The following is a 21,190-nucleotide window of genomic DNA, read 5'->3' as shown; positions in this document are numbered from 1 at the left end:
GTACGTCCCTCACCCCACGAACGTACGTCATGTCACGCGCGTGCCCCGCTTCCCCCGTACGGATCACGTGTCCCCCACGGTCGCGGCCGATGGCGGAAGCTGTCAGATGTGACCCTGTGCGTGCTCACCGCCGTCCCATCGCGCCCTCCGCATGTCGATGCGGGGCAGATGGCCCTCGGCCGCTCTGCCCGCCTCCTTCAGCGGGGTGCCCTCCGCGCGGTAGTGAGCGAGCGCACGCAGCTCATGGCCGGGCAGCAGCACGCCGTCCGCGCGGGTGACCCGCCACCAGGGCACCGCGCTGCCGTACAGGGCCATCACCCGCCCCACCTGACGCGGCCCGCCCTCCTGGAGCCACTCGGCGACGTCCCCGTACGTCATGACGCGCCCCGGCGGGATCAGTTCCGCCACCTCAAGGACCCGCTCGGCGTACTCGGGCAGCTCGTCCGCGTACTCCGCGCGGGCGTCGTGCGGCAGGCTCTCCTCGCTCATTCGCCCCATCCTGCACCACCCCACCGACAATGTGAGCGGCCCGCCACCGTGGGTGCACCTCGCCCGGGAGCGGCGCTTCCGGCAGACTGTGCGCCCCCGCGTTTGCACCCTGATGCCCCCGTGTGTCGGTGCGGCATGCCACCATCTTGCGGGCGGTGACCGTTGATACGAGATCAAGAAGAGACGATGAAGCAGCAGGGTGTGCACCCCGACGACGCGGAGGGCACCTCTGGCGCTGCGTCGCGCCCGGACCCCGGTGACGAGTTGCGCGCGGACGAGGTCGAGGGCGACGAGCCGCTGCTCCCCGCGCGCGTGCACCGCCCCTCCGACCTCATGCGGCTCCTGGTGGGCGTGCTCGCCGTCGCCGTGCTGCTGGCGATCGCCGCCTTCGCGCACGGCACCACCTCGGGTCTGGAACAGGACATCAACAAGGGCACCGGACAGGCGCCCGATCTGCTGATCAAGATCGCGGGACTGGCGTCCAGCATCGCGATCCTGCTGGTCCCCGTCGCCTTCGCGATCGAACGTCTGATCAAACGCGACGGACTGCGCATCGCCGACGGCGTCCTCGCGGCCGTCCTCGCGCACGGGGTGACGCTCGCCACCGATCTGTGGGTCGCCCGCGCCGCCCCCGACTCCATCCAGGAGGCGCTCACCCAGCCCTCCCCCGGTGACATCAACGCCCTGACCGATCCGGTGCACGGCTATCTGGCCCCGGTCATCGCGTACATGACGGCCGTCGGCATGTCCCGCAGACCCCGCTGGCGCGCGGTGCTGTGGATCGTGCTCCTGCTGGACGCCTTCTCGATGCTGGTGACCGGCTACACCACACCGTTCTCGATCATCCTGACCGTGCTCATCGGCTGGAGCGTGGCCTACGGGACGCTCTACGCCGTCGGCTCGCCCAATGTCCGCCCCACCGGCCAGACGCTGATGGCCGGCCTGCGGACGGTCGGCTTCCACCCGGTGGGCGCCTCGCGCGAGGACACCTCGGAGGTCTCCGACGGCACCGACCGGGGCCGCCGCTATTTCGTCACCCTGGAGGACGGCCGCCCCCTCGACGTCACCGTCGTCGACCGGGAACAACAGGCCCAGGGCTTCTTCTACCGGGTCTGGCGCAATCTGACCCTGCGCGGCTTCGCCACCCGCCGCAGCCTGCAGTCGCTGCGTCAGGCGCTGGAGCAGGAGGCGCTGCTGGCGTACGCCGCCATCGCCGCGGGCGCCAACGCGCCCAAGCTCATCGCCACCTCCGAGCTCGGTCCCGACGCCGTGATGCTCGTCTACGAGCACACCGGTGGGCGCACCCTGGACTCGCTGGCGGACGAGGAGATCACCGACGGGCTGCTGCGCAGCACCTGGCGCCAGGTGAAGGCGCTGCAGTCGCGGCGCATCGCCCACCGCAGGCTCGCGGGTGACGCGATTCTGGTGGATCGTTCCGGCAAGGTGATCCTCACCGATCTGCGCGGCGGCGAGATCGCGGCGGGCGATCTGCTGCTGCGCATGGACGTCGCCCAGCTGATGACCACGCTCGCGCTGCGGGTCGGCGCCGAGCGGGCCGTGGCCTCGGCGGTGGAGGTACTGGGCCCCGACACCGTCGCCGACTGTCTGCCCATGCTCCAGCCCATCGCGCTGACCCGCTCCACGCGCGCGACGCTGCGCCGCCTCAACCGCGAGCGGGCGGAACGCGAACGCGAAGCCGTGCTGGAGGCGTCCCGGCACGCCAAGCAGGCCCGTCTGGAGGCCGCGGAGGCGGACGCCGGGGGCGTACCGCTCGACGAGGCGGGCAGGGCCGTGGCGGCTGACGCGGAGGGCAGCGCCCTGGCGCGCGACGAGGCGGACAGGACCGCAGGGCGCGACGCGGCGGGCAAGGCCGTATCGCGCGACGAGGCGGGGAAGGCCGTATCGCGCGACGAGGCGGGCAAGGCCGTATCGCTCGAGAAGCCCGCACCCGCCGGCAGGGCCGTACCGCTCGACAAGGCCGGCAAGAAGGCCGTGCGCGCGGAGGCGCGGGCCGAGAAGCGGGCCATCGACGAGGCGCTGGAGGAGGCGCGCGAGGACGATCTGCTCACCCAGATCCGCCACGAGGTGCTGCGCATCCGCCCGCAGGCGCCGGTCGAACCGGCCCGTCTGGAGCGGGTGCGCCCGCGGACGCTGATCAGCTTCATCGCCGGCGCCATCGGCGCGTATTTCCTGCTGTCCCAGCTCACCCACATCGAGTTCGGCACGCTCTTCGCCAACGCCGAGTGGGGCTGGGTCATCGCCGCCGTGCTGTTCTCGGCGCTGAGCTATGTCGCGGCCGCGATGAGCCTGCTGGGGTTCGTCCCGGAGCGGGTGCCGTTCCCGCGGACGGTGGCGGCGCAGGTCGCGGGGTCGTTCGTGAAGATCGTGGCGCCGGCCGCGGTCGGCGGCGTGGCCCTCAACACCCGGTTCCTGCAGCGGGCGGGCGTACGGCCCGGGCTCGCGGTGGCCAGCGTCGGCGCGTCCCAGCTGTTCGGGCTCGGCTGCCACATCCTGATGCTGCTGGCCTTCGGCTATCTGACCGGCACCGAGAAGACGCCCTCGCTGTCGCCGTCCCGGACCGTCATCGCGGGTCTGCTGACGGTGGCGGTGCTCGTGCTGGTGGTCACCTCGGTGCCGTTCCTGCGGAAATTCGTCGTCACGCGCGTGCGTTCGCTGTTCGCCGGTGTCGTGCCGCGCATGCTGGACGTGCTCCAGCGGCCGCAGAAGCTGATCACCGGCATCGGCGGCATGCTGCTGCTCACCGCCTGCTTCGTGATGTGCCTGGACGCCTCCATCCGCGCCTTCGGCGACGAGACGACGTCGATCAGCCTCGCCAGCGTCGCGGTCGTCTTCCTGGCCGGCAACGCGCTCGGCTCCGCCGCGCCGACGCCGGGCGGTGTCGGCGCGGTCGAGGCGACCCTCACGGTCGGCCTGATCGCGGTGGGCCTGCCCAAGGAGGTCGCCGCACCCGCCGTACTGCTGTTCCGGCTGCTGACGTTGTGGCTGCCGGTGCTACCGGGGTGGCTGGCGTTCAACCACCTCACGCGGAAGGGCGCGCTGTAGGGGCGCGCGTCTCGCGAACGGGCGCGGGCGTCTGTGCGGGGTGCGTCGGAGGGCGGCCCCGAAGCGCCGCGCCGCCTCCCGCCCCCGCCGACCGGCGCGCGGGTCCGGGCCCGCGTACGCCGCCGCCCCGCCCCGCGTACGCCCTGCCCCGCGTACGCGTCGCCCCGCCCCGCCCCGCGTACGCGTCCCCCGCGTACGCCCGTCCCTCGCACGCCCCGTCCCTCGTACGGCCCGCGCCCCGCGCGGGTGACGGCGCCCGGACGCACGATGGGATCATGCCGAAGCCCTCCCGCCTGCGTGCCGCCGCCCTGGCCGCCACCGTCGTCCTGCTCTCCACCGCCCTGGCCGGTTGCGGCGACGACGGAGAGGACAAGGACGAGGACCTGACGGCACAGGAACTGAACTGGGAGGACTGCCCGGCGCCCTCGCAGGCCGAGGGCGGCGGTGGCGCCCCGTCCCCCCTGCCCGACGGCGACGAGTGGGAGTGCGCCACCATGAAGGCGCCGCTCGACTGGGACGACCCCAAGGGCGACACGATCGACCTGGCGTTGATCCGGGCCGAGGCCAGCGGGCCGGACCGCGACCGGATCGGCTCGCTGATCTTCAACTTCGGAGGCCCCGGCGGCTCCGGCGTCTACACGCTCCCCGCCTTCGGCCCGGACTACGCCAAACTGCGCACCCGCTACGACCTGGTCAGCTTCGACCCGCGCGGCGTTGGCCGCAGCTCCCCCGTCACCTGCCTGAACGACCGGCAGCTGGACGCCTGGTTCCAGCAGGACGCCACCCCCGACGACGCCACGGAGCGCACGGAGCTCCTGGAGGGCACCGAGCGGTTCAACGCGGCCTGCGAGAAGAACTCCCGGCGGATCCTGCCCCACGTCCGCACCACGGACGCCGCCCGCGACCTGGATCTGATGCGCCAGGTGCTCGGCGACGACAAGCTGCACTACTTCGGCATCTCCTACGGCACCGAACTCGGCGGCGTCTACGCCCATCTCTTCCCGAAGAAGGTGGGCCGTGCCGTCTTCGACGCGGTGGTCGACCCGACGGAGAACGCCGAACGAGGCGCCCTCGGACAGGCCGAGGGCTTCCAGCTGGCCCTGGAGAACTTCGCCGAGGACTGTGTGTCGAAGGTCGAGGACTGCCCGGTCGGCGACAGCGTCCAGGACGTGCAGAACCGTATCGCCAAGCTGCTCAAGGACCTCGACGCGAAGCCCATCCCCGGCGCCTTCCCCCGCGAGCTCACCCAGTCCGCTGCCGTCACCGGCATCCTCCAGGCCCTGTACTCCAAGGACCTGTGGCAGTACCTCACCGAAGGGCTGGAGCAGGCATACGACGGTGACGGTCAGCTGCTGATGGTGCTCGCCGACTCGATGAACGGCCGCAGCCCGAACGGCGAGTACAGCAACATCACCCCGGCGAACATCGCCATCAACTGCGCCGACGACAAGGCCCGCTACGACGCGGCCCACGTCCAGCGCAAGCTGCCGGAGTTCCGCGCCGCCTCGCCTCTCTTCGGCGAGTCGCTGGCCTGGTCCATGATCAGCTGCACCGGCTGGCCGGTGCCGGGCGCAGCGGACCATCCCGACGTGAGCGCGCCCGGCTCGGCGCCGATCGTCGTCGTGGGCAACACCGGTGATCCGGCGACACCGTACGAGGGGGCGCGCCGGATGGCGCAGGCGCTGGGCGAGGGCGTCGGGGTGGAGGTGACGTACAAGGGGCAGGGTCACGGGGCCTACGACAGCAAGAACAAGTGCGTTCACGGCGCGGTGAACGGTTATCTGCTGGAGGGGAAGCTGCCGAAGGACGGCACGGTGTGCTCGTGACGGTCACGCTGGGAAGTCGACCGGAGGCCGATCGGGCATCGACCGGGCGTCGATCGGGCATCGGCTGGGCATCGACCGGGCGTCGATCGGACCTCGACCGCCCCGCGGTCACCGCTCGCTCCGCCCTCGACTGCCCCTCATGCGCCCCTTGATCAACTGCTGACCGGCCCATGACCAGCCGTGACCAGCCCTTAAGCTTGACAAAGGCGCAGGTCAGAAGGTTATCCACAGGCTGGAGCGGACTTGGTGCGGCCGTCCTACGATGGCCTGACCGCCGTTCGCCCGCGGAGCGCGGACGGCCAGGAGGGGGATGCGACATGCGGCGATGGATGCGCTGGGCGGCCACGGGTGCCGTCGGTGCCCTGCTGGCGACGGGCTGCACCGACGGTTCGGGCGGCGCGGACGACAGGAAGGGACCCGACCGGGCGCTGCCTTCCATGGCCGGGCTGCCCTCCTCGCTGACGGCGCAGAAGCCGGACTGGGGCAAGTGCGAGGAGACCGCCGATTCCCCCGCGCCGGGTGACGACTGGAGCTGCGCGACGCTCAAGGTGCCCCTGGACTGGGCGGAGCCCGAGGGCGAGACGATCGACCTGGCGCTGATCCGCGCCGAGGCCACCGGTGACGACCGCATCGGCTCGCTGGTGGTCAACTTCGGCGGACCGGGCGGCTCCGGGGTCGCCACGATCCCGTCGTACGCCTCGACCTTCTCCTCCCTTCACAAGCGCTACGACCTGGTCAGCTTCGACCCGCGCGGGGTGGGCGCCAGCGAAGGCATCCGCTGCCGTGAGGACGAGGAGATCCAGGCCGCCGAGACCATCGACGTCACCCCGGACACCCCGGACGAGGAGCGCGCCTATCTGGCGGACGCCGCCGACTTCGGCAAGGACTGCGCGCGGACGACAGGAAAGCTGATGTCCCATGTGTCGACCACCGACACCGCGCGGGACATGGACCTGATGCGGCATGTGCTCGGCGACGCCAAGCTGCACTACCTGGGCTTCTCCTACGGCACAGAACTCGGCGGCGTCTACGCCCATCTGTTCCCGCGTCATGTGGGCCGCATGGTCCTCGACGCGGTGGTCGACCCGTCCGCCGACGCCGTGGGCCACGCCGAGAACCAGACCCGCGGCTTCCAGCGCGCGCTCGACGACTACCTCACCTCCACCGGCGAGGACCCCGAGCAGGGCACGGCGCGGATCGTGGATCTGCTCGACCAGCTCGACGCCGAGCCGCTGCCGGCGTCCTCCGGCCGCGAGCTCACCCAGTCCCTCGCCCTCACCGGCATCGCGCTGGCGCTGTACAGCGAGTCCAGCTGGCCCAGCCTGACCAGCGCGCTCGAGGCGGCGCGGGACGGCGACGGATCCGAGCTCCTCGTCCTGGCCGACGCCTACAACGACCGGGACGACTCCGGTCGCTACGGCACCTCGACCCACTCCCAGCGCGTCATATCGTGCCTCGACGACCGGCAGCGCCCGACACCGGAGCAGGCGAGGCGGGCCCTGCCGAAGTTCGAGCGCATATCCCCCGTCTTCGGCGCCTTCCTCGGTTGGGACACGGCCGGCTGGTGCCACGAGTGGCCGGTACCCGGACAGCACGACACCCCCGAGGTCAGCGCCCCCGGCGCGCCCCCGATCCTCACGGTCGGCAACACCGGCGACCCGGCCACCCCCTACGAGGGCGCCCGCATCATGGCCGACGAACTGGGCAAGGACGTCGGAGTCCTCCTCACCTGGAAGGGCGAGGGCCACGGCGCCTACGGCAGCGGCAGCGACTGCGTCGACTCCACGGTGGACGCCTACCTCCTGGACGGCGAGGTCCCACAGGACGGCAAGGTCTGCTCATGACACCGGCAGACCCGCCTGACGGCGGCACGCGCACGGCCCCTAGAGTGCGGTCATGGTGACTGCGATCGTCCGCGAGTGGCACGAAGAGGAAGGCTGGGGCGTCCTCGACTCCCCCGAGACCCCCGGCGGCTGCTTCGGCCACTACTCCGCCATCGAGATGCCCGGCTACCGCACCCTCACCCCGGGCCAACGCGTCAACCTCACCTGGCAGCCCCTCGACTTCAAGCAGGACGGTTACGACTACAACGCCCTGACCATCACCCCTCACCCCACGGCTCGCCAGAAGTAGAGGGAGTCGTCCGCCGTCCCCGGCCCGTGCGAGGTCATCCGGCGCCAACCGGCAACGACAGAAGCCCACGGCCTCTGAACTGGTCAGAGCCGCGGGCTTCTTCCGTCGTGCTGGTCAGCCGAGGGACCGTTTAGTAGACGGGCAAGTCAGGCGATGCGCCCAGTGACCTGCTGGTTTCCGTCGTCATGCCTCTCCCTGGGGGACCGATGAAGAGGACGCTCACCTTTGCCGTGGCACGGACTGGGCAGACTCCGCAAGGTAGGCAGCCTTGCCGCCTTGCCGGAGGGAACGCCGGAAGCGGTCGGAGGAGCGGTGCCGCACCGGCGGCCGACCTTTACGCAATTACTGCAGCAGTGCGCTCCTTTAGTAACCGACGATAGCTGACTCAATCTTCAGGAGCAGATCTCTGAGCTCAGGAACGACTTCTTCGGCTCTCATATTATTTGAAATCGCACGCACGCTAACAGTCTTGTATCCCCCAGCCACCAACTTGACATTCAGGGATGAGAGCACTTTTTTAGGAGGTACCATTCCTGCCCTGGTCTCCTTGTCGTTCCACCACGCCTCGAATTCAGGGATGGCAGCACGCGTAACTTCCATGGCATGAGCACTCGCACTCACGAGATCAGTCTGGCGGCGATAAAGGAACTGCGCTTGCGTGTCGACTTTCTGCTCCTCGATCGCCTCGTCCAGAAGCGAACGAACTACAGACAGGTCCGCACCCGATAGTCGGGAAATGACGCCTGGGAGCAAGAAATAGCTCTCAAGCTCCTTCTTCTGCCAGACATGGCACTGCACTCCCGATCGCGATAGCGCGCTAGTTACATCGAATGCCTGACCTTCCGTTCGATTATCACGGTCTAGAATGACGTACACCTTCACCGAGTCACCGAGCAGGCTTTCGCTCAACGTAGCGAATGATCCCGCTTGAGCCCACTTATCGAAACCACCAAGCGGGATAACCGCAACGCCTTTTTCTCCGGCTAGCCTCTTAGCCCCGATTCCGCGAGCTACATTCCTCAGGATCTTCATATCTTGCCCCTCGACAAAGAGGGCCACCTTAGACCGAAGGGCTCGGGCAAGACCCAAGTTGAAGCCCGTTCCGAGGGATTGGCTAGCCTGCTCCAGCGACTTGGAGTCGCGCAGGTGTCGAGCACGCTTACGGGTCCGATCTACAAGGATCACCGAGTCCCGTCGAGCCTCAGCAAGAATCTCAGGTGCATGAGTAGCCAGGATCCACTGCTGATTCCTCTCTTCTAAAACATTAACCAACCTGCGCTGGAGGTCGGGGTGCAGGAAGACGTCCGGCTCGTCTAGGACAAGAGCCCTCGCGGTCCTATGCCGGAAGAGGTGAAGCAAGAATTGGAGCCAAATCTGCAGACCATCACCAGCCCAGAATAGCTCCTTGACTGACCTTGTGGCAGTTTCGGTGAAGTACAAATCAAGTTCAGCAGCGTCGCCCGTCGAACTGACCTCGATACTGAGATCCTGAATCTCAGGTGTATTCTCCAGAATAAAGGAGGTCAGATCGAAATAAGCGTCAGCATCTTCCCTTTTAAGATAGTAAAGCTGGTTCCTAAAGTGACTACTCGACAGGCGTGTAGTCTGGCTTTCCTTGACATATCTCTCCGTCAGCAAGAGCTCCCGATGCTGAACCGGAGTCAGCGTCGGCACCACCCCGATTGACGGTGTGACAGATCGAGCGACAGCACTTGTGCTCACGAGTGACCCATCATCATTCAGCAAGCAGAAGAATGCCGTCTCCTCCACCGGCCAAACTGATTTGAGGGTCGCACCGGAGCTGAATGTCAGCTCAAGCCGCGTTTCCGATTCACGGAATTCATGTCGGATATTCTCACCGACGAAACCGGACGGATTTCCAATGCTGCCAGTAAGCTGATGCCCGAGAGCCCACCTATTCCCATCTAGATTAAAACGGTCTCGGCAATTCCGGCGCCGCGCAAAGGAAACCTCTTCGGCTGCAAGCCGGAGTGCAGAGATAATGGTGCTCTTACCGGCGTTATTGGGGCCGACGAGAACCACTTGCTGACCGAAGGTGATTTCGAACTCGGCGAAACCCTTGAAATGAGACAGGCGGAGCTTCTTAAGCACGCATCCACTGTAGTTACCCCGCACCGACGACGACCAGCGGTTGGGCAAACTCCGCACAGGCGGCTGCTGAGCATTGACAGGTGGGCATGCCTCGGAGCACACACATCAGCGCCCTCCCGGGCCGTCCTCGGGCCGTGGAGGGGCGCTCAGCGATGACCAACGCTGACAACTGCCGACAGCTCAGCAGCAGGTCAGGATGTTGATCGATAAGGCGGCCGCAGTCACGGCCGCCGACGATCAGTTGTGGTTGTGCAGATCACCCATAGCCGAGCTGAGCGGCGAGAAAAACCGCTGCCACCGAGGGGCGGACTGCGTACGTCGCGCCGGCGCTCCCCTCGGGTGCCTCCCACCAATAGAACGGAAGCCGCCGCCCACTGTTGCTGTGTCCCTTGCCCATCCCGGACAGCACCCCTGCCACGCGCCGCGCCGGATCACTCTCGTTCGGCCCGCCCAAGGCCTTGTCCACCAGCTCCGTGCAGTGGATCCTCCGCCCAGGGTTGCGCGCGAGGTACTCGAGCACCTGCCGGGCCTGCGGTGCCAGTTCAGCCGAGAAGACTGCGGCGCGCTGCAAGTCCTCTGGACCCCATTCCGGGGCGTCGTAGTGCCCCGCTTCGCCCGAGTGCTCACCCCATCGCGGATCAACCTCAGACAGATACTCCGTCATGCCCGCCCCCAACAGTTGATACTCAGCGTGTGTCGTTGGCACCGTACAGAGCCACCAGGACACTGCGTGTCGAATCCGTGTCGAAGTTCTACCGGCAAGCGGCTCAGCTGGGGAAGAGTGAAAGGTCAAGAGGAGGTCGGCACGCAGCCCCGAAGCGCTTTCTAAGTGCCTGCCCCTGTCGGCGGCCGCGGCTACTTGGCAGTCATGCGCCCTCCCGATGCGACATCACCCGAACAGAGCGCTGGGTCCTGGACAGCGCACGATACTGAGCGCAGCTGAGGGAGAGGGGCTATAGACGATGTTGCGACGGTGCGCACAGCGGCGTTACGACAAAGCTCAGGCGGAGTACTGGCAGAGCCTTGAGCCCCTGCTTGAGCCTGGAGAGCGCAAGATTGCCAGTGCGCCCGCACGGAACCTGTGGGACGGACATCAGGATGGAGTCCTCTTCCTCACGGACCGGACTATCTACTGGGGTGCTTGGCTAGGACAGGGCAGACAGACCAGCCCCATATTCGCGCAAGATCTTCGAGAGTGTCCGGGTGCGCGCATCGGCGAGCAAGGCACGTTGGACAAGCCGTGAGTGGCGAGCAGGTTGGATTTCGCCTCGTTCGCTCCAGCCCCCAGCGCCCAGTCGGGCTTCACCGAGTTCTGCAAGAGCTTCGGCCAAGCCATGGAGGACAGCAGGGAGCTGCCGACAGACACGGAGACACCTTCTGGCGATACGCAGTGAGTGTCTGACTGCGTGACAACGCCGACGGACAGCGGGGGACACCTACGCACTTCTGTGGACCATCACAGCAGCGGAGAGGCACACCGGCTCCTGGTCATGGCCTTACTCATGTTGCTTTGGGAGGAAGAAGTCGCGGGTTCAATCCCGCCGCAGCAAACAGCTGAAACACCCCGTCAGAAGCCTGCTCCGCGCGAACGGATCAGGCCGCTGACGTGCCCAGGGGTCACCTTGGAGGCCGTGTGGGTGCCGAGTTCGGAAGTCTGGGCCACCACGCCTCGGGGTGCAATCCTGCTGACAGCTCGTGACCGCTCTTCGGCGGTCCTCGGTAACGCCATCCAGACCTGTCGAGCGGGGCGGATCGCTCTGCTCAAACTGATCCAGCTCATCCTTGTCAGGGGCGACGCCAGCAGTATGGGCACCAGGCATCCTGAATCGGACACCGACCCCGTACGAACACAGATCGAACATCGTGCGGTTCCAGCCGAGGCCGAGAACTGCCCTGACATGCGCCTGAAGCCGCCAGCTCATCACTCAGGCAAGACGGATCTGTTACGCACTGTCAATAATCACTCTTCGGCCACGTCTGCGAGCGACCGGTTTCCCCTCTGTCCGCACCCTTGATCACCTACGTACGGTGGATCCCGTTTTGCCCGTGTACTTGCTGGTCGCACCTACCGATGGGAAATGCGGCGGTCGTGCGGGCTCAGGGGGAGGAAACACACACATGGATCCGTTGGCATTTCCCGTACTTGCCGGAACGCTGCTGACCGAAGCGGTCAGGTTTCTCTTCGACCGAGCAAGTGCAGTGTTGGACCGGCGCGCGGGTCGTGTGCCGGTGGAAGAGCCGGAGCAAGTGCCGGGTCAGACACAGCCCCTGCGGGTCATGGCCCCAGCACTCACCGACGAGCGCGTCGCACGCATCACTGGGGCCCACGGCGCGCTGCGCGTCTACCTATCGCGGCCCGAGTTTCTCCAGGGCGATGACACTGAATTGAGGAACGTCCTGGGACGCCTACGCCGGGACTTGGAGGAGGTATACGGGCGCCGCCTGCCCTTCGGTGACGAGCAGGAGAAAGACCGGCCTGGGGTGGAGGTCTCCCAGCGGGCCGACTCCCTCCATGGCAGGCAGGTCGGTGTGCGCGTCGGCGGCGACGTCACAGAAGGTGGTCGGGCGCGAGTCGACCAGAATGCCGGGACCATCGAAGAAACAGGTGAACAGGTCGGCATCGAGGTAGAGGGCAGCATCGGCTGAGGCAGGGCGACAACAACATGAGCTTCGATGACAGCCGTACCGGAGACCGTCTACCGCAGACACCCCCCACTTCCAAGGGAAATGGGAAGCAGAGGGACGAGCAGCCAGCAGATCACGCTCAGCCCGCGCCGGCCTCGCAGACCTCTGATCCCGAGCCGAACAGCCTACCAGCGCTGCCCCCGCCACCTCCTGTGCCGCCCAGCATCCCTGCATCAACCGCACCAGCCCTTGGAAGGTCGGCCGAGGCTGGAGCCGCCAAGGATGCCTCCGACGACCAGTTCCGGCGACGGTCTCCAGCAGGGGTACCGACGCGAGACGTGGTGGAGGCAGTCGGGCAGGCCGCCGTGTTGCAACGAGCCTTCAACAACTACGGCGAGCAGATCGGTACCAAGTACGTCTACGAGCAGACGCTCGACTCGCACGCCCCGATCTCGCCCGAGTACCTGTCCGTAGTGCGCGAGGTGTACGCCGAGCCCCGCCGTGAGGATCGACTGACGCCTAGCCCCTTCAAGCAGGCTCTTGAAGCCCTGCGTGCGGCAGGCTCTGTACTGGTTATCAGCCGCCCGCCGAACAGCAGCCGGACCTTCACCGCATACGCGTTTTTCGCCCATCTCTTGGACGACGGCCTCATCACCGAAGTGCGCCCGCTATCCTTCGGCGGCTCCAAGCACTTCCCGACCAGGCGTCTGCCGCACGACCGCCAATGCGGCTACTTGTTGGAACTCCCGCCCGACGAGGATGACTTCGCAGTCGACGACTCCTTCGGAGGCAACCTGAACAAGCTCGTCGAGCGCCTCCAGCGACGGGACTGCCGACTCATCGTCCTCACCCGACCCGAGCAGTGGAGGCGTATTAGCCACGGGGCACCGGGCGGAGTCGCCCCGGAGCTGGGCACGGTGAGTTCGCGCGACATCGCCGAACGGTGGCTGGTCGGGCAGGAGCCTGACTTTCCAGTAGACCAGTGGCTTGATCACCATGACATCAAGCCCCTCCTTGCCCGCCAAGCCCCGACCGATGTGCTCAACCTCGTGTACCTCATGCTGGACGAGCACCGGGCAGGCCAGTCCGCAGCGGCAGATGCGTCCGCCCCAGACCAGGAGCTCGCGCATCAGCGAGACGGTTCTCCTCGCCGGACGTTCGAGGAACAAGTGGCCTACGTTGTGGCTGCCCACAGCAACTGGGAAGAAGCGCTCTACCTCTGGCACGAACCCGAAGGGCGCTCCCGCACCAGCTTTCAGCGCAACTTCCTGCTGGCCGCAGCTGTTCTGCGCGGCGACCCGGTCGGGCACGTCTACGCCAGGGCGGCGGAGCTGACCAAGCAGCTCGACAGCGTAGCAGTCGAGGTGGACGGCCAGCGGGAACCTGGGGTCATCGCCATGACGAGGGCCATCGAAGCACGGCGCGAGGAGGACGGCACCCTCACCTTCACCCGCCCGCACTGGGACGACGCCGTCATCGAGTACTTCTGGAACGACCGTCCCCTGGCTCGTACGACGTTCCTCAACTGGCTCGCACAGGCGCCTGTCGCCGACACAAGCACGAGCAGGGAAGCACTGGAGATCATCAGCAGGGATGGTCGACTTGCCTTGGCAGAACGCGTGGGGCAGTTCGCAGTGCGATGGGCCGTTCGCCATCGACGCCAGACGCCGCTGGAGCGGATCGTCGAGGAGTGGTACAAGCATGGAACGGCCAAGGAACTGTGGCCTATGGCCGTTAAACTCCTGGATTCCGCGGCCATTCACGCTGCCAGCGCGCCGTACATCCATTCCATGCTGCTGGCTTGGTCGAGCCGGAGCCAGCCCCACCTGCAAAGAGCCGTGGTAGAGGTGTGTACGGGCGTGTTCGGCCGCCGGCATACCGCCAAGGCGCTGCGGCGACTCAGGAATGTGGCCGCGCAAGGTCATCCTGACGTGATCGACACGTTGCGCGAGGCAGTACGCGTCCTGTGGGAGGACAGCACCGTACGGCAGATGCTGTTTGGGTACGTCGTCGATTGGTGCAAGTCGGAGACAACCACCCAGACCGTTGGGCACCGCACGTTCACCGCGCTGGCCCTCAACGCCTCACCCGAGGCAGCCGGCCTCCCGCCACTCCTCCAAGCCATGGTCGATGAGAGCCCCGACGAAGAGGACGCTTTCCGCCCCACCGTGCAAGGACTCGTAACAGGGTGGCGCACACTGCTGCGCCAGGCCGCGGGGCCGACAGGGGAACGAGACCTCGACAAGGCCGTCTTCACATGGCTCGATGCGGCCCTGGAACGGAATGAGCTCAAGTCCATCGTCTTCGACACCCTGCGCCAGGCCGTGAACGTTCCTGGCGCCGAAGGGCCGATCCTTCGCGAAAACCTCCGCACTTCCGCCCAGTGGTGGGTTCAGGGACAGGACCGTCCATACTCCGCGGAGAAGGAAGCCCTCAAGCGCGAGCTGTCTGCCTTGCTCGACCAAGACCTCATCGCTCGGCGCAGTCAGCCAGCATCGTCTCAGCCCCCGCCGTCAGGTGCCGCAGGTGACGAGCCCGATGCCGATGCGGAAGCCGCCGCATGAGACGCCGGATCACCAAAGCTCCTGCCCCCGTGGCAGCATCCAACGCCAATTGGACATCCATCTTCACGGATCGTCTCAAGAGCATCGACCCGGTGCTGTCCTTCACCGCTGAGATCCGGGTGACCTGGCGCCGCACTGATGCCACCGCGCCAGCGAGTCGTCACACAGCATCGCGCCTCGCGAGGAGGGAGATCGAAAAGACGGCCCAGCGCTGTGACGTCCTCCGCCCCGTGGCCGCCGAGCAGGACATCACCGTCGCCGTCCGAGATCAGCTGCCTCTCGTCGCTGACGGTGTGGTGATCACTGATGTGGACGTGCGCGTCACTGTGGAGGACAACGTCCGGGAGGCCGCTCTCCGTACGGAACGCCTGCGTCAGGAGTACCAGCGGCAACAAGAGCGGATCCGACGAGACTATGAGCTGGACGAGCTGGCACGGCGACAGGTCCGCGCCCGCGAGACGTTCCTCCGGGAGGAGATCCTCGCCAACCCGGCCGCCGCCCGCCTCTACGGACTGTTGGAGGGAGCGTCGAAGCACTGGTCCCGACTCGGCGGTCCGCCGATGGGCACCGACCTCGATGACCTGGTGCGCGAGGTCCAGCAATGGCAGCCGGGACAGCAATGGGTGACAGTCGCGCAATTACTCCACGACTTCGTCGCCAGCCTAACCGAGGAAGGGCGCAAAGAGCTGCTCACCCTCCTCGCCGATGCTGTGCGCGCGTTCGGCGACGAGCGCACAGCCCACCGTCTCGCCCTCCTCGCGGGCGAGGCACGGTGAGGAGCGCTGTGCTGCGCTGGTTGCTCGACCCTGTCACCAGCGTGTTGGCTCTGCGGCTGCATGTGCGAGAGCGCGACCGTTTGTCCTATGACGCTGCCTGGCGCCTTGCTCGCGTAATGCGGCATCCGGACGAGATGGGCTACCGCCTCCACGGCCACCGCGGGGAGGGCACAGAGTAGGAATCGTTCGGTGAATGACCAAACGCGCCCTGCCAGGTGAGCATCAAATGCCGCTACCCACTGTTAGGTGAGTCTGCCAATGCGTCGCCGTCGCATCCGACAGCGACGTGGGAGCCGTCCATGTGACTAACGCGCTCGTACATGAGGTTCTTCTCCATATCAGGGTCCTACATCACGCTCCTGGGGTGTGGCGCAGGTCGTGAAGTGAGGCTCTTGGCATTGAGTCCAGCTACTGCCGGCGCGGTCGGTGAAGTTGTGTCGGTGGTCAACAACGCCGACTGCGTGGTGTAGCCGGTTGGATGAGGCGAGGCATACGCGCACTAGTTGGCCGACGCACCCGCCATCATGGATGCACCAGGGTTCGCGATGGTCGGCCTGGCAACATGCTTGCCCATGGACCAAGCCTTGAAGACCCTGCAACGCGAGTTCGGTTCCGAGCCGGGAAGCTTCCTGCTGGGACTGCGAATAGACGGGGTCTGGGACCGAGCCGCCTTCTCCACTCTGGAGAAAGCCATGCGCACTGTCTGCGAACGCTTGCAGGACGCCGAGGAGCTGCCCCGATGGTTGGCAGAGGGCTACTACGTGGTCGCTACGGACGTTCCCGCGATGACAGCGCACCCCGCCTTCCCTCGGACGGAGCCGGCGGGCTACTACGCGGCATGCATCGAGCGGCTCACGGATCTGGCGGACTGGTTCTTTCGAGGGGAGCACTCCTACATGGAGCCGCACACGTGGCCGGAGCTGTAGGGCGCCATCCCACCAGCGACACCCAAGACATGTCCCACCAACGCACCAGTTGCGACCCCATGGATCAAGGTCTGAGCCGGGCCGTCCCCGGGCCGTGCGAGGTCGCTCGACACCGACCGGCAACGACAGAAGCCCACGGCATCTGAACTGGTCAGAGCCGTGGGCTTCTTCAGTCGTACTGGTCAGCCAGGGGGCCGTTTAGTAGACCGGCTTGTGGGGCTCGATCTGGTTGACCCAGCCGATGACGCCGCCGCCGACGTGGACGGCGTCGGAGAAGCCGGCGGACTTGAGGACGGCGAGGACTTCCGCACTGCGGACGCCCGTCTTGCAATGCAAGACGATCTTCTTGTCCTGGGGGAGGGATTCCAGGGCGGTGCCCATGAGGAACTCGTTCTTGGGGATCAGGCGGGCGCCGGGGATCGAGACGATCTCGTACTCGTTGATCTCGCGGACGTCGATGATGTCGATGTTCTCGCCGTCGTCGATCCACTCCTTGAGCTGCTTGGGAGTGATCGTCGAGCCGGCGGCCGCCTCCTGGGCCTCCTCGGACACGACGCCGCAGAATGCCTCGTAGTCGATGAGTTCGGTGACGGTGGGGTTCTCGCCGCAGACGGCGCAGTTGGGGTCCTTGCGGACCTTGACCTGGCGGTACTGCATCTCCAGGGCGTCGTAGATCATCAGGCGGCCGACCAGCGGCTCGCCGATGCCGGCGAGGAGCTTGATGGCCTCGTTGACCTGGATGGAGCCGATGGACGCGCACAGCACGCCGAGCACGCCGCCCTCGGCGCAGGAGGGGACCATGCCGGGGGGCGGGGGCTCCGGGTAGAGGCAGCGGTAGCAGGGGCCGTGCTCGGACCAGAAGACGGACGCCTGGCCGTCGAAGCGGTAGATCGAACCCCAGACGTACGGCTTGTTCAGCAGCACGCACGCGTCGTTGACCAGGTAGCGGGTCGCGAAGTTGTCCGTGCCGTCGACGATCAGGTCGTACTGGCTGAAGATGTCCATCACGTTGTCGGCCTCGAGCCGCTCCTCGTGCAGGACCACGTTCACGTACGGGTTGATGCCCTTGACGCTGTCGCGCGCGGACTCGGCCTTGGAGCGGCCGATGTCGGACTGGCTGTGGATGATCTGGCGCTGCAGGTTCGACTCGTCGACCTCGTCGAACTCCACGATGCCGAGGGTGCCCACGCCCGCGGCGGCCAGGTACATCAGCGCCGGCGAGCCCAGGCCGCCGGCGCCCACACAGAGCACCTTGGCGTTCTTCAGCCGCTTCTGCCCGTCCATCCCCACATCGGGGATGATCAGGTGGCGGGAGTACCTGCGAACCTCGTCTACGGTGAGCTCGGCAGCCGGCTCGACCAGGGGTGGCAGCGACACGGGGACTCCGTTGGTCGGTCAATCACTACGGTTGTTCTCCCCGTAACACTGCCATGGGCTTTTTCATTCCGAGACACCTGTTCCAATCAGCGAGACGATTTCGTCCCAGTAGCCGGGCATGGCCTCCCAGGGATCGGCCTCACCGCCCCGGTCCGTGCGGTCGGTGAACCAGATCGTGGCCGCTCCCTGCCAGCGGGCGATGCGCAGCGCCTCCTCCAGATGGACGCCGGGGACGCCGTGGACGAGGTGGCAGAAGCGGTCGGGCGGATAGTCGGCGGTCCATTCGGGCGCCTGTGACCAGCGGTAGTCGTTCCAGTGGCCGGAGAAGGTGATCAGCTGGTCGGCGCTCTCGGCATAGCCGGGGTAGGGGTGGGTGCCGTGGCCGAGGACGATGTGCGGGGTCTCGGCGATCGCGCGCAGGGTGGTGACCGTGCGGCGGGTCTCGGGGAGGGCGCCGCGTTCGGTGGGGCAGCGGTCGAGGAGGAAGCCGTCGACCTTGTACCACTCCAGATAGCGGTGCGCGTCGGAGATCACCTCGCCGAAGGGCCGGGCTCCGTACGTCGCATCGACGCGGCCGAGCACCCGCACGCCCGCCGCGTGCAGCCGGCCCGCGGCCTGGAGGCAGTGCGGGTCGGGGCGTACGCCGGGCCCGTCCGCCACATCGAGGACGGCCCAGTGCACGGGCCTGCCCGGCCGGGTGAGCTCGGCCCACTCCGCCGGTGCGAGCAGCGGATGCGCATAGCCGGGGGCGCCGAGGCCGGTACGGACGCCGGTGCTCGCCGTGCCCGCCTTGGACCTGGTCAGATACGGCATGCCGCCTCCATCCAGATGTCGGCCAGCGACTCCTCCAGATTGATCCGGGGCCGCCAGCCGAGCCGGTCGCGCGCGGTGCGCACATCGGCCTGCTGCCAGCTGCCGCAGCCGTCGGGGTAGGGGAAGGTGACGGGCGCGGCGTGGCCGCTGTGGTCGGCGTCGCGCGGATGCCCGATGGCGGGGCGCAGGGCGCCGGGCGGCCCGTCGAGTTCGTGCAGGGCGCCGCCGTAGCCGGCCACCCGCGCGAGGACGGCCGCGGCGTCGCGCAGCCGCACGGCACGTCCCGACCCGATGTTGATCACGCCCTGGGCCGCCGACAGGGAGGCCGCGTGCACGGCACGGGCCACGTCGCGTACGTCGACGAAGTCGCGCTGGACGCCCAGTCCGCCGAGCTTGAGCTCGCCGTCGCCGGACTGCATGGCCCGCCGCATGGCCTCGGCGAGCCGGCCGAGCGGTGACCCTGCCGGGGTGCCGGGGCCGGCCGGCGAGAAGACGCGCAGCACGACCGCGTCCAGGCCGGAGCCGAGGACGAGTTCGGTGGCGGCGAGCTTGCTGACGCCGTAGGGGCCGCCGGGCCTCGGGACGGCGTCCTCGGCCGTGGAGGAGCCGGGCTGGCTGGGGCCGTACTCGGCGGCACAGCCGATCTGGACGAGGCGCGCCCCGCAGCCGCTGCGCCGCAGCGCCTCGCAGACCGTGGCGACGGCGACGGTGTTGTGCCGGGTCAGCTCACGCGCTCCGCCGCGGGTGGCGCCCGCGCAGTTGATGACGACGCCGGGGTGTACGGCGTCCAGGAAGCGGGTCAGCGCTCCGGGGCTGCCGGAGGCGAGGTCGAAACGGACGTCGGCGTCGTCCCCGCGGCCCAGCGCGGTCAGCTGGACGGCCGGGTCGGCGAGCAGGCGGTCGGCCACGAACCGGCCGAGGTAGCCATTGGCTCCGATCAGCAGAACCCTCATCGCGCGGCTCCCGGGGTGTACGCACGGGCGACTCGGCCGGCTCCGGCGGTTCCGGTCACGCGGCCGGCTCCGACGGCTCCGGTCACGCCGGATGTGCGGATCCTGGCGGCCGCGGCGAGCGGCCCGAGCAGCCCGGTCGCGGTCGCTCCTGACGTCCCGGACGCGTCGAACGCCCCTGACGCGACGGGCGCGCCGAGTGCTCCTGCTCGGGAGGTGGTCATCTGGTGTTCTCCTTCAAAGGGGTGGTGCGAGTACGGGCGCCTCGGGCCGCGTGGCCGGCCGGTCCGGCGCGTTGCGGTGTCGCCCGGTGCGGCGCGGTCGCTCACCGCGCCGCGGCCGGTTGCGCGTGGGCCGAGGCGCGGGTCAGGGTGCGGCCCGCGTGGATCAGCAGGGTCACGGCCCCGGCCGCGCAGGTCAGGGCCGGGACACCGCCCGGTCCGAGGACGGCGACGCATTCCTCCACGGGAACGGAGAGGAAGCCGCAGCCGGGCAGTCGGCCGGCGAAGACGGTGGCCAGGGCCAGGCCCTGGGCTGTCGCGCACGCGGTGAGGACGACCGCGGGCGCGTGGGCGAAGCCGTGCACGGTCAGCAGCCGGGCGAGCAGCAGCAGGGCCCCCAGCGTCAAGGTCTGGGCGTACGCGGCGTGCTCCCCGAGGACCGCGGCGCACAGCGTGAGCAGCGCCGCCAGCGCGCCCAGGAACAGGGCGAACGAGCCGAGCAGCAACGGCCGTACGGCGGAGGCGAACTCCTCCAGGCCGCGGCTGGCGGTGAGCCGGCGCCGGGCCCGGGCGGCGAGCAGATGCGCGCTGAGCGCGGCCGGCGCGCAGGCCAGGGCGAGCGCCAGCAGGGACGCGCCGGCCAGCGGCCAGGGGCCGTCCGGGGCGCCGGTCGGCAGGGTGTCGGGGCCTCCGGTGAGGGCGGCCTCCAGCAGTCCGTCGCCGAGGGCGGCGTATCCGAGGAGCCACCCGGTCCAGACGCCGGTGGAGTGGCGGGCGGCCGACGGAGCGCGGTGCCGGCTCAGCGGGCCGCGGGCGAGGGCGAGGCGCAGCGCCAGTCCTACGGCGAGCACACCGGCGACGGCCACCAGCAGACGCGTCTGCCCGTGGGTCAGCCTCAGCCCGGCCAGCGCCGCCCCGCACGCGAGGCCGGGCAGCAGGGAGCGCAGCGCCCAGTCCGCTCCGCGCACCGGCGGAACGGCGGCCCCGCTTCCGGCCCCGGCGCCGGTCCCGCTCCCGGCAGCGGGCCGTGCCTTCGTGTCCACGTCACGGGGCACGCGGGCGAACATCTCCTCCGCGAGCGAGAAGACGTCCCGGTGCCGGAAGCGCGCGGCGGTGCGGTCGGTGAACCCGTGCGCTTCCAGCCCGGCGGCGATCTCCAGCGGGTCCACGGCTCGTTCGCACAGGTCCCGGTGCCGGTGCATCAGGGCCTTCACCGGATCGGCGGCACCTCGCCGGGGCGCGGGAGCGGACCGCCGTACACCTGCGGTGTCGGTGACGCCGACGCCCTCGCGGCCTCCGACACCCTCACCAGCCC

The 21,190-nt window shown here is 68.2% G+C and carries 15 protein-coding genes and 1 pseudogene; 8 read left to right on the top strand and 8 right to left on the bottom strand.

Annotated features, from left to right (window positions below; translation table 11 throughout):
• Positions 1-102: 102 nt before the first annotated feature.
• Complete coding sequence (locus ACSU6M_RS22570; protein WP_437071788.1) at positions 103-489, bottom strand: MGMT family protein; 387 nt, start codon at positions 487-489, stop codon at positions 103-105.
• Positions 490-675: 186 nt separating this feature from the next.
• Here ACSU6M_RS22570 and ACSU6M_RS22565 point away from each other — a divergent pair, with 186 nt between their 5' ends.
• The 4 genes from ACSU6M_RS22565 (at position 676) to ACSU6M_RS22550 (ending at position 7,511) form a co-directional block, all read left to right on the top strand.
• Entirely contained in the window at positions 676-3,552 is a 2,877-nt protein-coding gene (locus ACSU6M_RS22565) for a lysylphosphatidylglycerol synthase domain-containing protein (protein ID WP_437071786.1), read from the top strand.
• A gap of 275 nt (positions 3,553-3,827) precedes the next feature.
• Positions 3,828-5,378 (top strand): alpha/beta hydrolase, encoded by a 1,551-nt coding sequence (locus tag ACSU6M_RS22560; protein WP_437071785.1) that lies wholly within the window; start codon positions 3,828-3,830, stop codon positions 5,376-5,378.
• A gap of 317 nt (positions 5,379-5,695) precedes the next feature.
• Entirely contained in the window at positions 5,696-7,222 is a 1,527-nt protein-coding gene (locus tag ACSU6M_RS22555; RefSeq protein WP_437071783.1) for an alpha/beta hydrolase, read from the top strand.
• A gap of 52 nt (positions 7,223-7,274) precedes the next feature.
• Positions 7,275-7,511 carry a cold-shock protein gene (locus ACSU6M_RS22550; protein WP_437071782.1) on the top strand — a complete coding sequence of 79 codons (237 nt, stop codon included), beginning with the start codon at positions 7,275-7,277 and terminating at the stop codon, positions 7,509-7,511.
• 199 nt (positions 7,512-7,710) lie between these two features.
• Here ACSU6M_RS22550 and ACSU6M_RS22545 read toward each other — a convergent pair.
• From ACSU6M_RS22545 to ACSU6M_RS22535, 3 genes and pseudogenes are all read right to left on the bottom strand, one after another.
• Positions 7,711-7,847, bottom strand: a pseudogene (locus tag ACSU6M_RS22545) (GntR family transcriptional regulator); the annotation flags it as partial.
• 27 nt (positions 7,848-7,874) lie between these two features.
• A complete protein-coding gene (locus tag ACSU6M_RS22540; protein WP_437071780.1) occupies positions 7,875-9,623 on the bottom strand; it encodes an ATP-dependent nuclease in 1,749 nt (582 codons plus the stop codon).
• A 256-nt stretch (positions 9,624-9,879) separates the two neighbouring features.
• Positions 9,880-10,287: a DUF6416 domain-containing protein gene (locus ACSU6M_RS22535; RefSeq protein WP_437071779.1), complete on the bottom strand. Its 408-nt coding sequence runs from the start codon at positions 10,285-10,287 to the stop codon at positions 9,880-9,882.
• A 1,454-nt stretch (positions 10,288-11,741) separates the two neighbouring features.
• Between ACSU6M_RS22535 and ACSU6M_RS22530 the strand changes: the two genes are divergently transcribed.
• From ACSU6M_RS22530 to ACSU6M_RS22515, 4 genes are all read left to right on the top strand, one after another.
• Entirely contained in the window at positions 11,742-12,269 is a 528-nt protein-coding gene (locus tag ACSU6M_RS22530; RefSeq protein ID WP_437071777.1) for a hypothetical protein, read from the top strand.
• Between the two features lie 317 nt (positions 12,270-12,586).
• Complete coding sequence (locus ACSU6M_RS22525; RefSeq protein ID WP_437071776.1) at positions 12,587-14,812, top strand: hypothetical protein; 2,226 nt, start codon at positions 12,587-12,589, stop codon at positions 14,810-14,812.
• 29 nt (positions 14,813-14,841) lie between these two features.
• Entirely contained in the window at positions 14,842-15,588 is a 747-nt protein-coding gene (locus tag ACSU6M_RS22520; RefSeq protein ID WP_437071774.1) for a hypothetical protein, read from the top strand.
• Positions 15,589-16,160: 572 nt separating this feature from the next.
• Positions 16,161-16,514, top strand: coding sequence for a hypothetical protein (locus tag ACSU6M_RS22515; protein WP_437071773.1), 354 nt, complete (start codon positions 16,161-16,163; stop codon positions 16,512-16,514).
• Between the two features lie 198 nt (positions 16,515-16,712).
• On the opposite strand, the gene moeZ is transcribed toward ACSU6M_RS22515, so the two are convergent.
• The 4 genes from moeZ to ACSU6M_RS22495 all read right to left on the bottom strand — a co-directional run bounded on the left by moeZ (position 16,713) and on the right by ACSU6M_RS22495 (position 21,089).
• Entirely contained in the window at positions 16,713-17,891 is a 1,179-nt protein-coding gene (moeZ, locus tag ACSU6M_RS22510) for an adenylyltransferase/sulfurtransferase MoeZ (RefSeq protein WP_437071771.1), read from the bottom strand.
• Between the two features lie 63 nt (positions 17,892-17,954).
• Positions 17,955-18,704, bottom strand: a complete 750-nt coding sequence (locus ACSU6M_RS22505) for a spherulation-specific family 4 protein (protein WP_437071769.1) — start codon at positions 18,702-18,704, stop codon at positions 17,955-17,957.
• Complete coding sequence (locus tag ACSU6M_RS22500) at positions 18,692-19,657, bottom strand: NAD-dependent epimerase/dehydratase family protein (protein WP_437071768.1); 966 nt, start codon at positions 19,655-19,657, stop codon at positions 18,692-18,694. Before ACSU6M_RS22500 ends, ACSU6M_RS22505 begins: the two co-directional genes overlap by 13 nt.
• A gap of 322 nt (positions 19,658-19,979) precedes the next feature.
• A complete protein-coding gene (locus tag ACSU6M_RS22495; protein WP_437071766.1) occupies positions 19,980-21,089 on the bottom strand; it encodes a hypothetical protein in 1,110 nt (369 codons plus the stop codon).
• Between the last annotated feature and the right edge of the window lie 101 nt (positions 21,090-21,190).

The organism is Streptomyces sp. enrichment culture (assembly GCF_964272895.1).
In the GTDB taxonomy this organism is placed as follows: domain Bacteria; phylum Actinomycetota; class Actinomycetes; order Streptomycetales; family Streptomycetaceae; genus Streptomyces.
This window is presented reverse-complemented; position numbering and strand designations above follow the sequence as displayed.

What these genes read in the sequence shown, in the direction of transcription:
- ACSU6M_RS22570 (WP_437071788.1), bottom strand. Translation starts at nt 489, where the DNA reads ATGAGCGAGGAGAGCCTGCCGCACGACGCCCGCGCGGAGTACGCGGAC.
- ACSU6M_RS22565 (WP_437071786.1), top strand. Translation starts at nt 676, where the DNA reads ATGAAGCAGCAGGGTGTGCACCCCGACGACGCGGAGGGCACCTCTGGC.
- ACSU6M_RS22560 (WP_437071785.1), top strand. Translation starts at nt 3,828, where the DNA reads ATGCCGAAGCCCTCCCGCCTGCGTGCCGCCGCCCTGGCCGCCACCGTC.
- ACSU6M_RS22555 (WP_437071783.1), top strand. Translation starts at nt 5,696, where the DNA reads ATGCGGCGATGGATGCGCTGGGCGGCCACGGGTGCCGTCGGTGCCCTG.
- ACSU6M_RS22550 (WP_437071782.1), top strand. Translation starts at nt 7,275, where the DNA reads ATGGTGACTGCGATCGTCCGCGAGTGGCACGAAGAGGAAGGCTGGGGC.
- ACSU6M_RS22535 (WP_437071779.1), bottom strand. Translation starts at nt 10,287, where the DNA reads ATGACGGAGTATCTGTCTGAGGTTGATCCGCGATGGGGTGAGCACTCG.
- ACSU6M_RS22530 (WP_437071777.1), top strand. Translation starts at nt 11,742, where the DNA reads ATGGATCCGTTGGCATTTCCCGTACTTGCCGGAACGCTGCTGACCGAA.
- ACSU6M_RS22515 (WP_437071773.1), top strand. Translation starts at nt 16,161, where the DNA reads ATGGACCAAGCCTTGAAGACCCTGCAACGCGAGTTCGGTTCCGAGCCG.
- ACSU6M_RS22505 (WP_437071769.1), bottom strand. Translation starts at nt 18,704, where the DNA reads ATGCCGTATCTGACCAGGTCCAAGGCGGGCACGGCGAGCACCGGCGTC.
- ACSU6M_RS22500 (WP_437071768.1), bottom strand. Translation starts at nt 19,657, where the DNA reads ATGAGGGTTCTGCTGATCGGAGCCAATGGCTACCTCGGCCGGTTCGTG.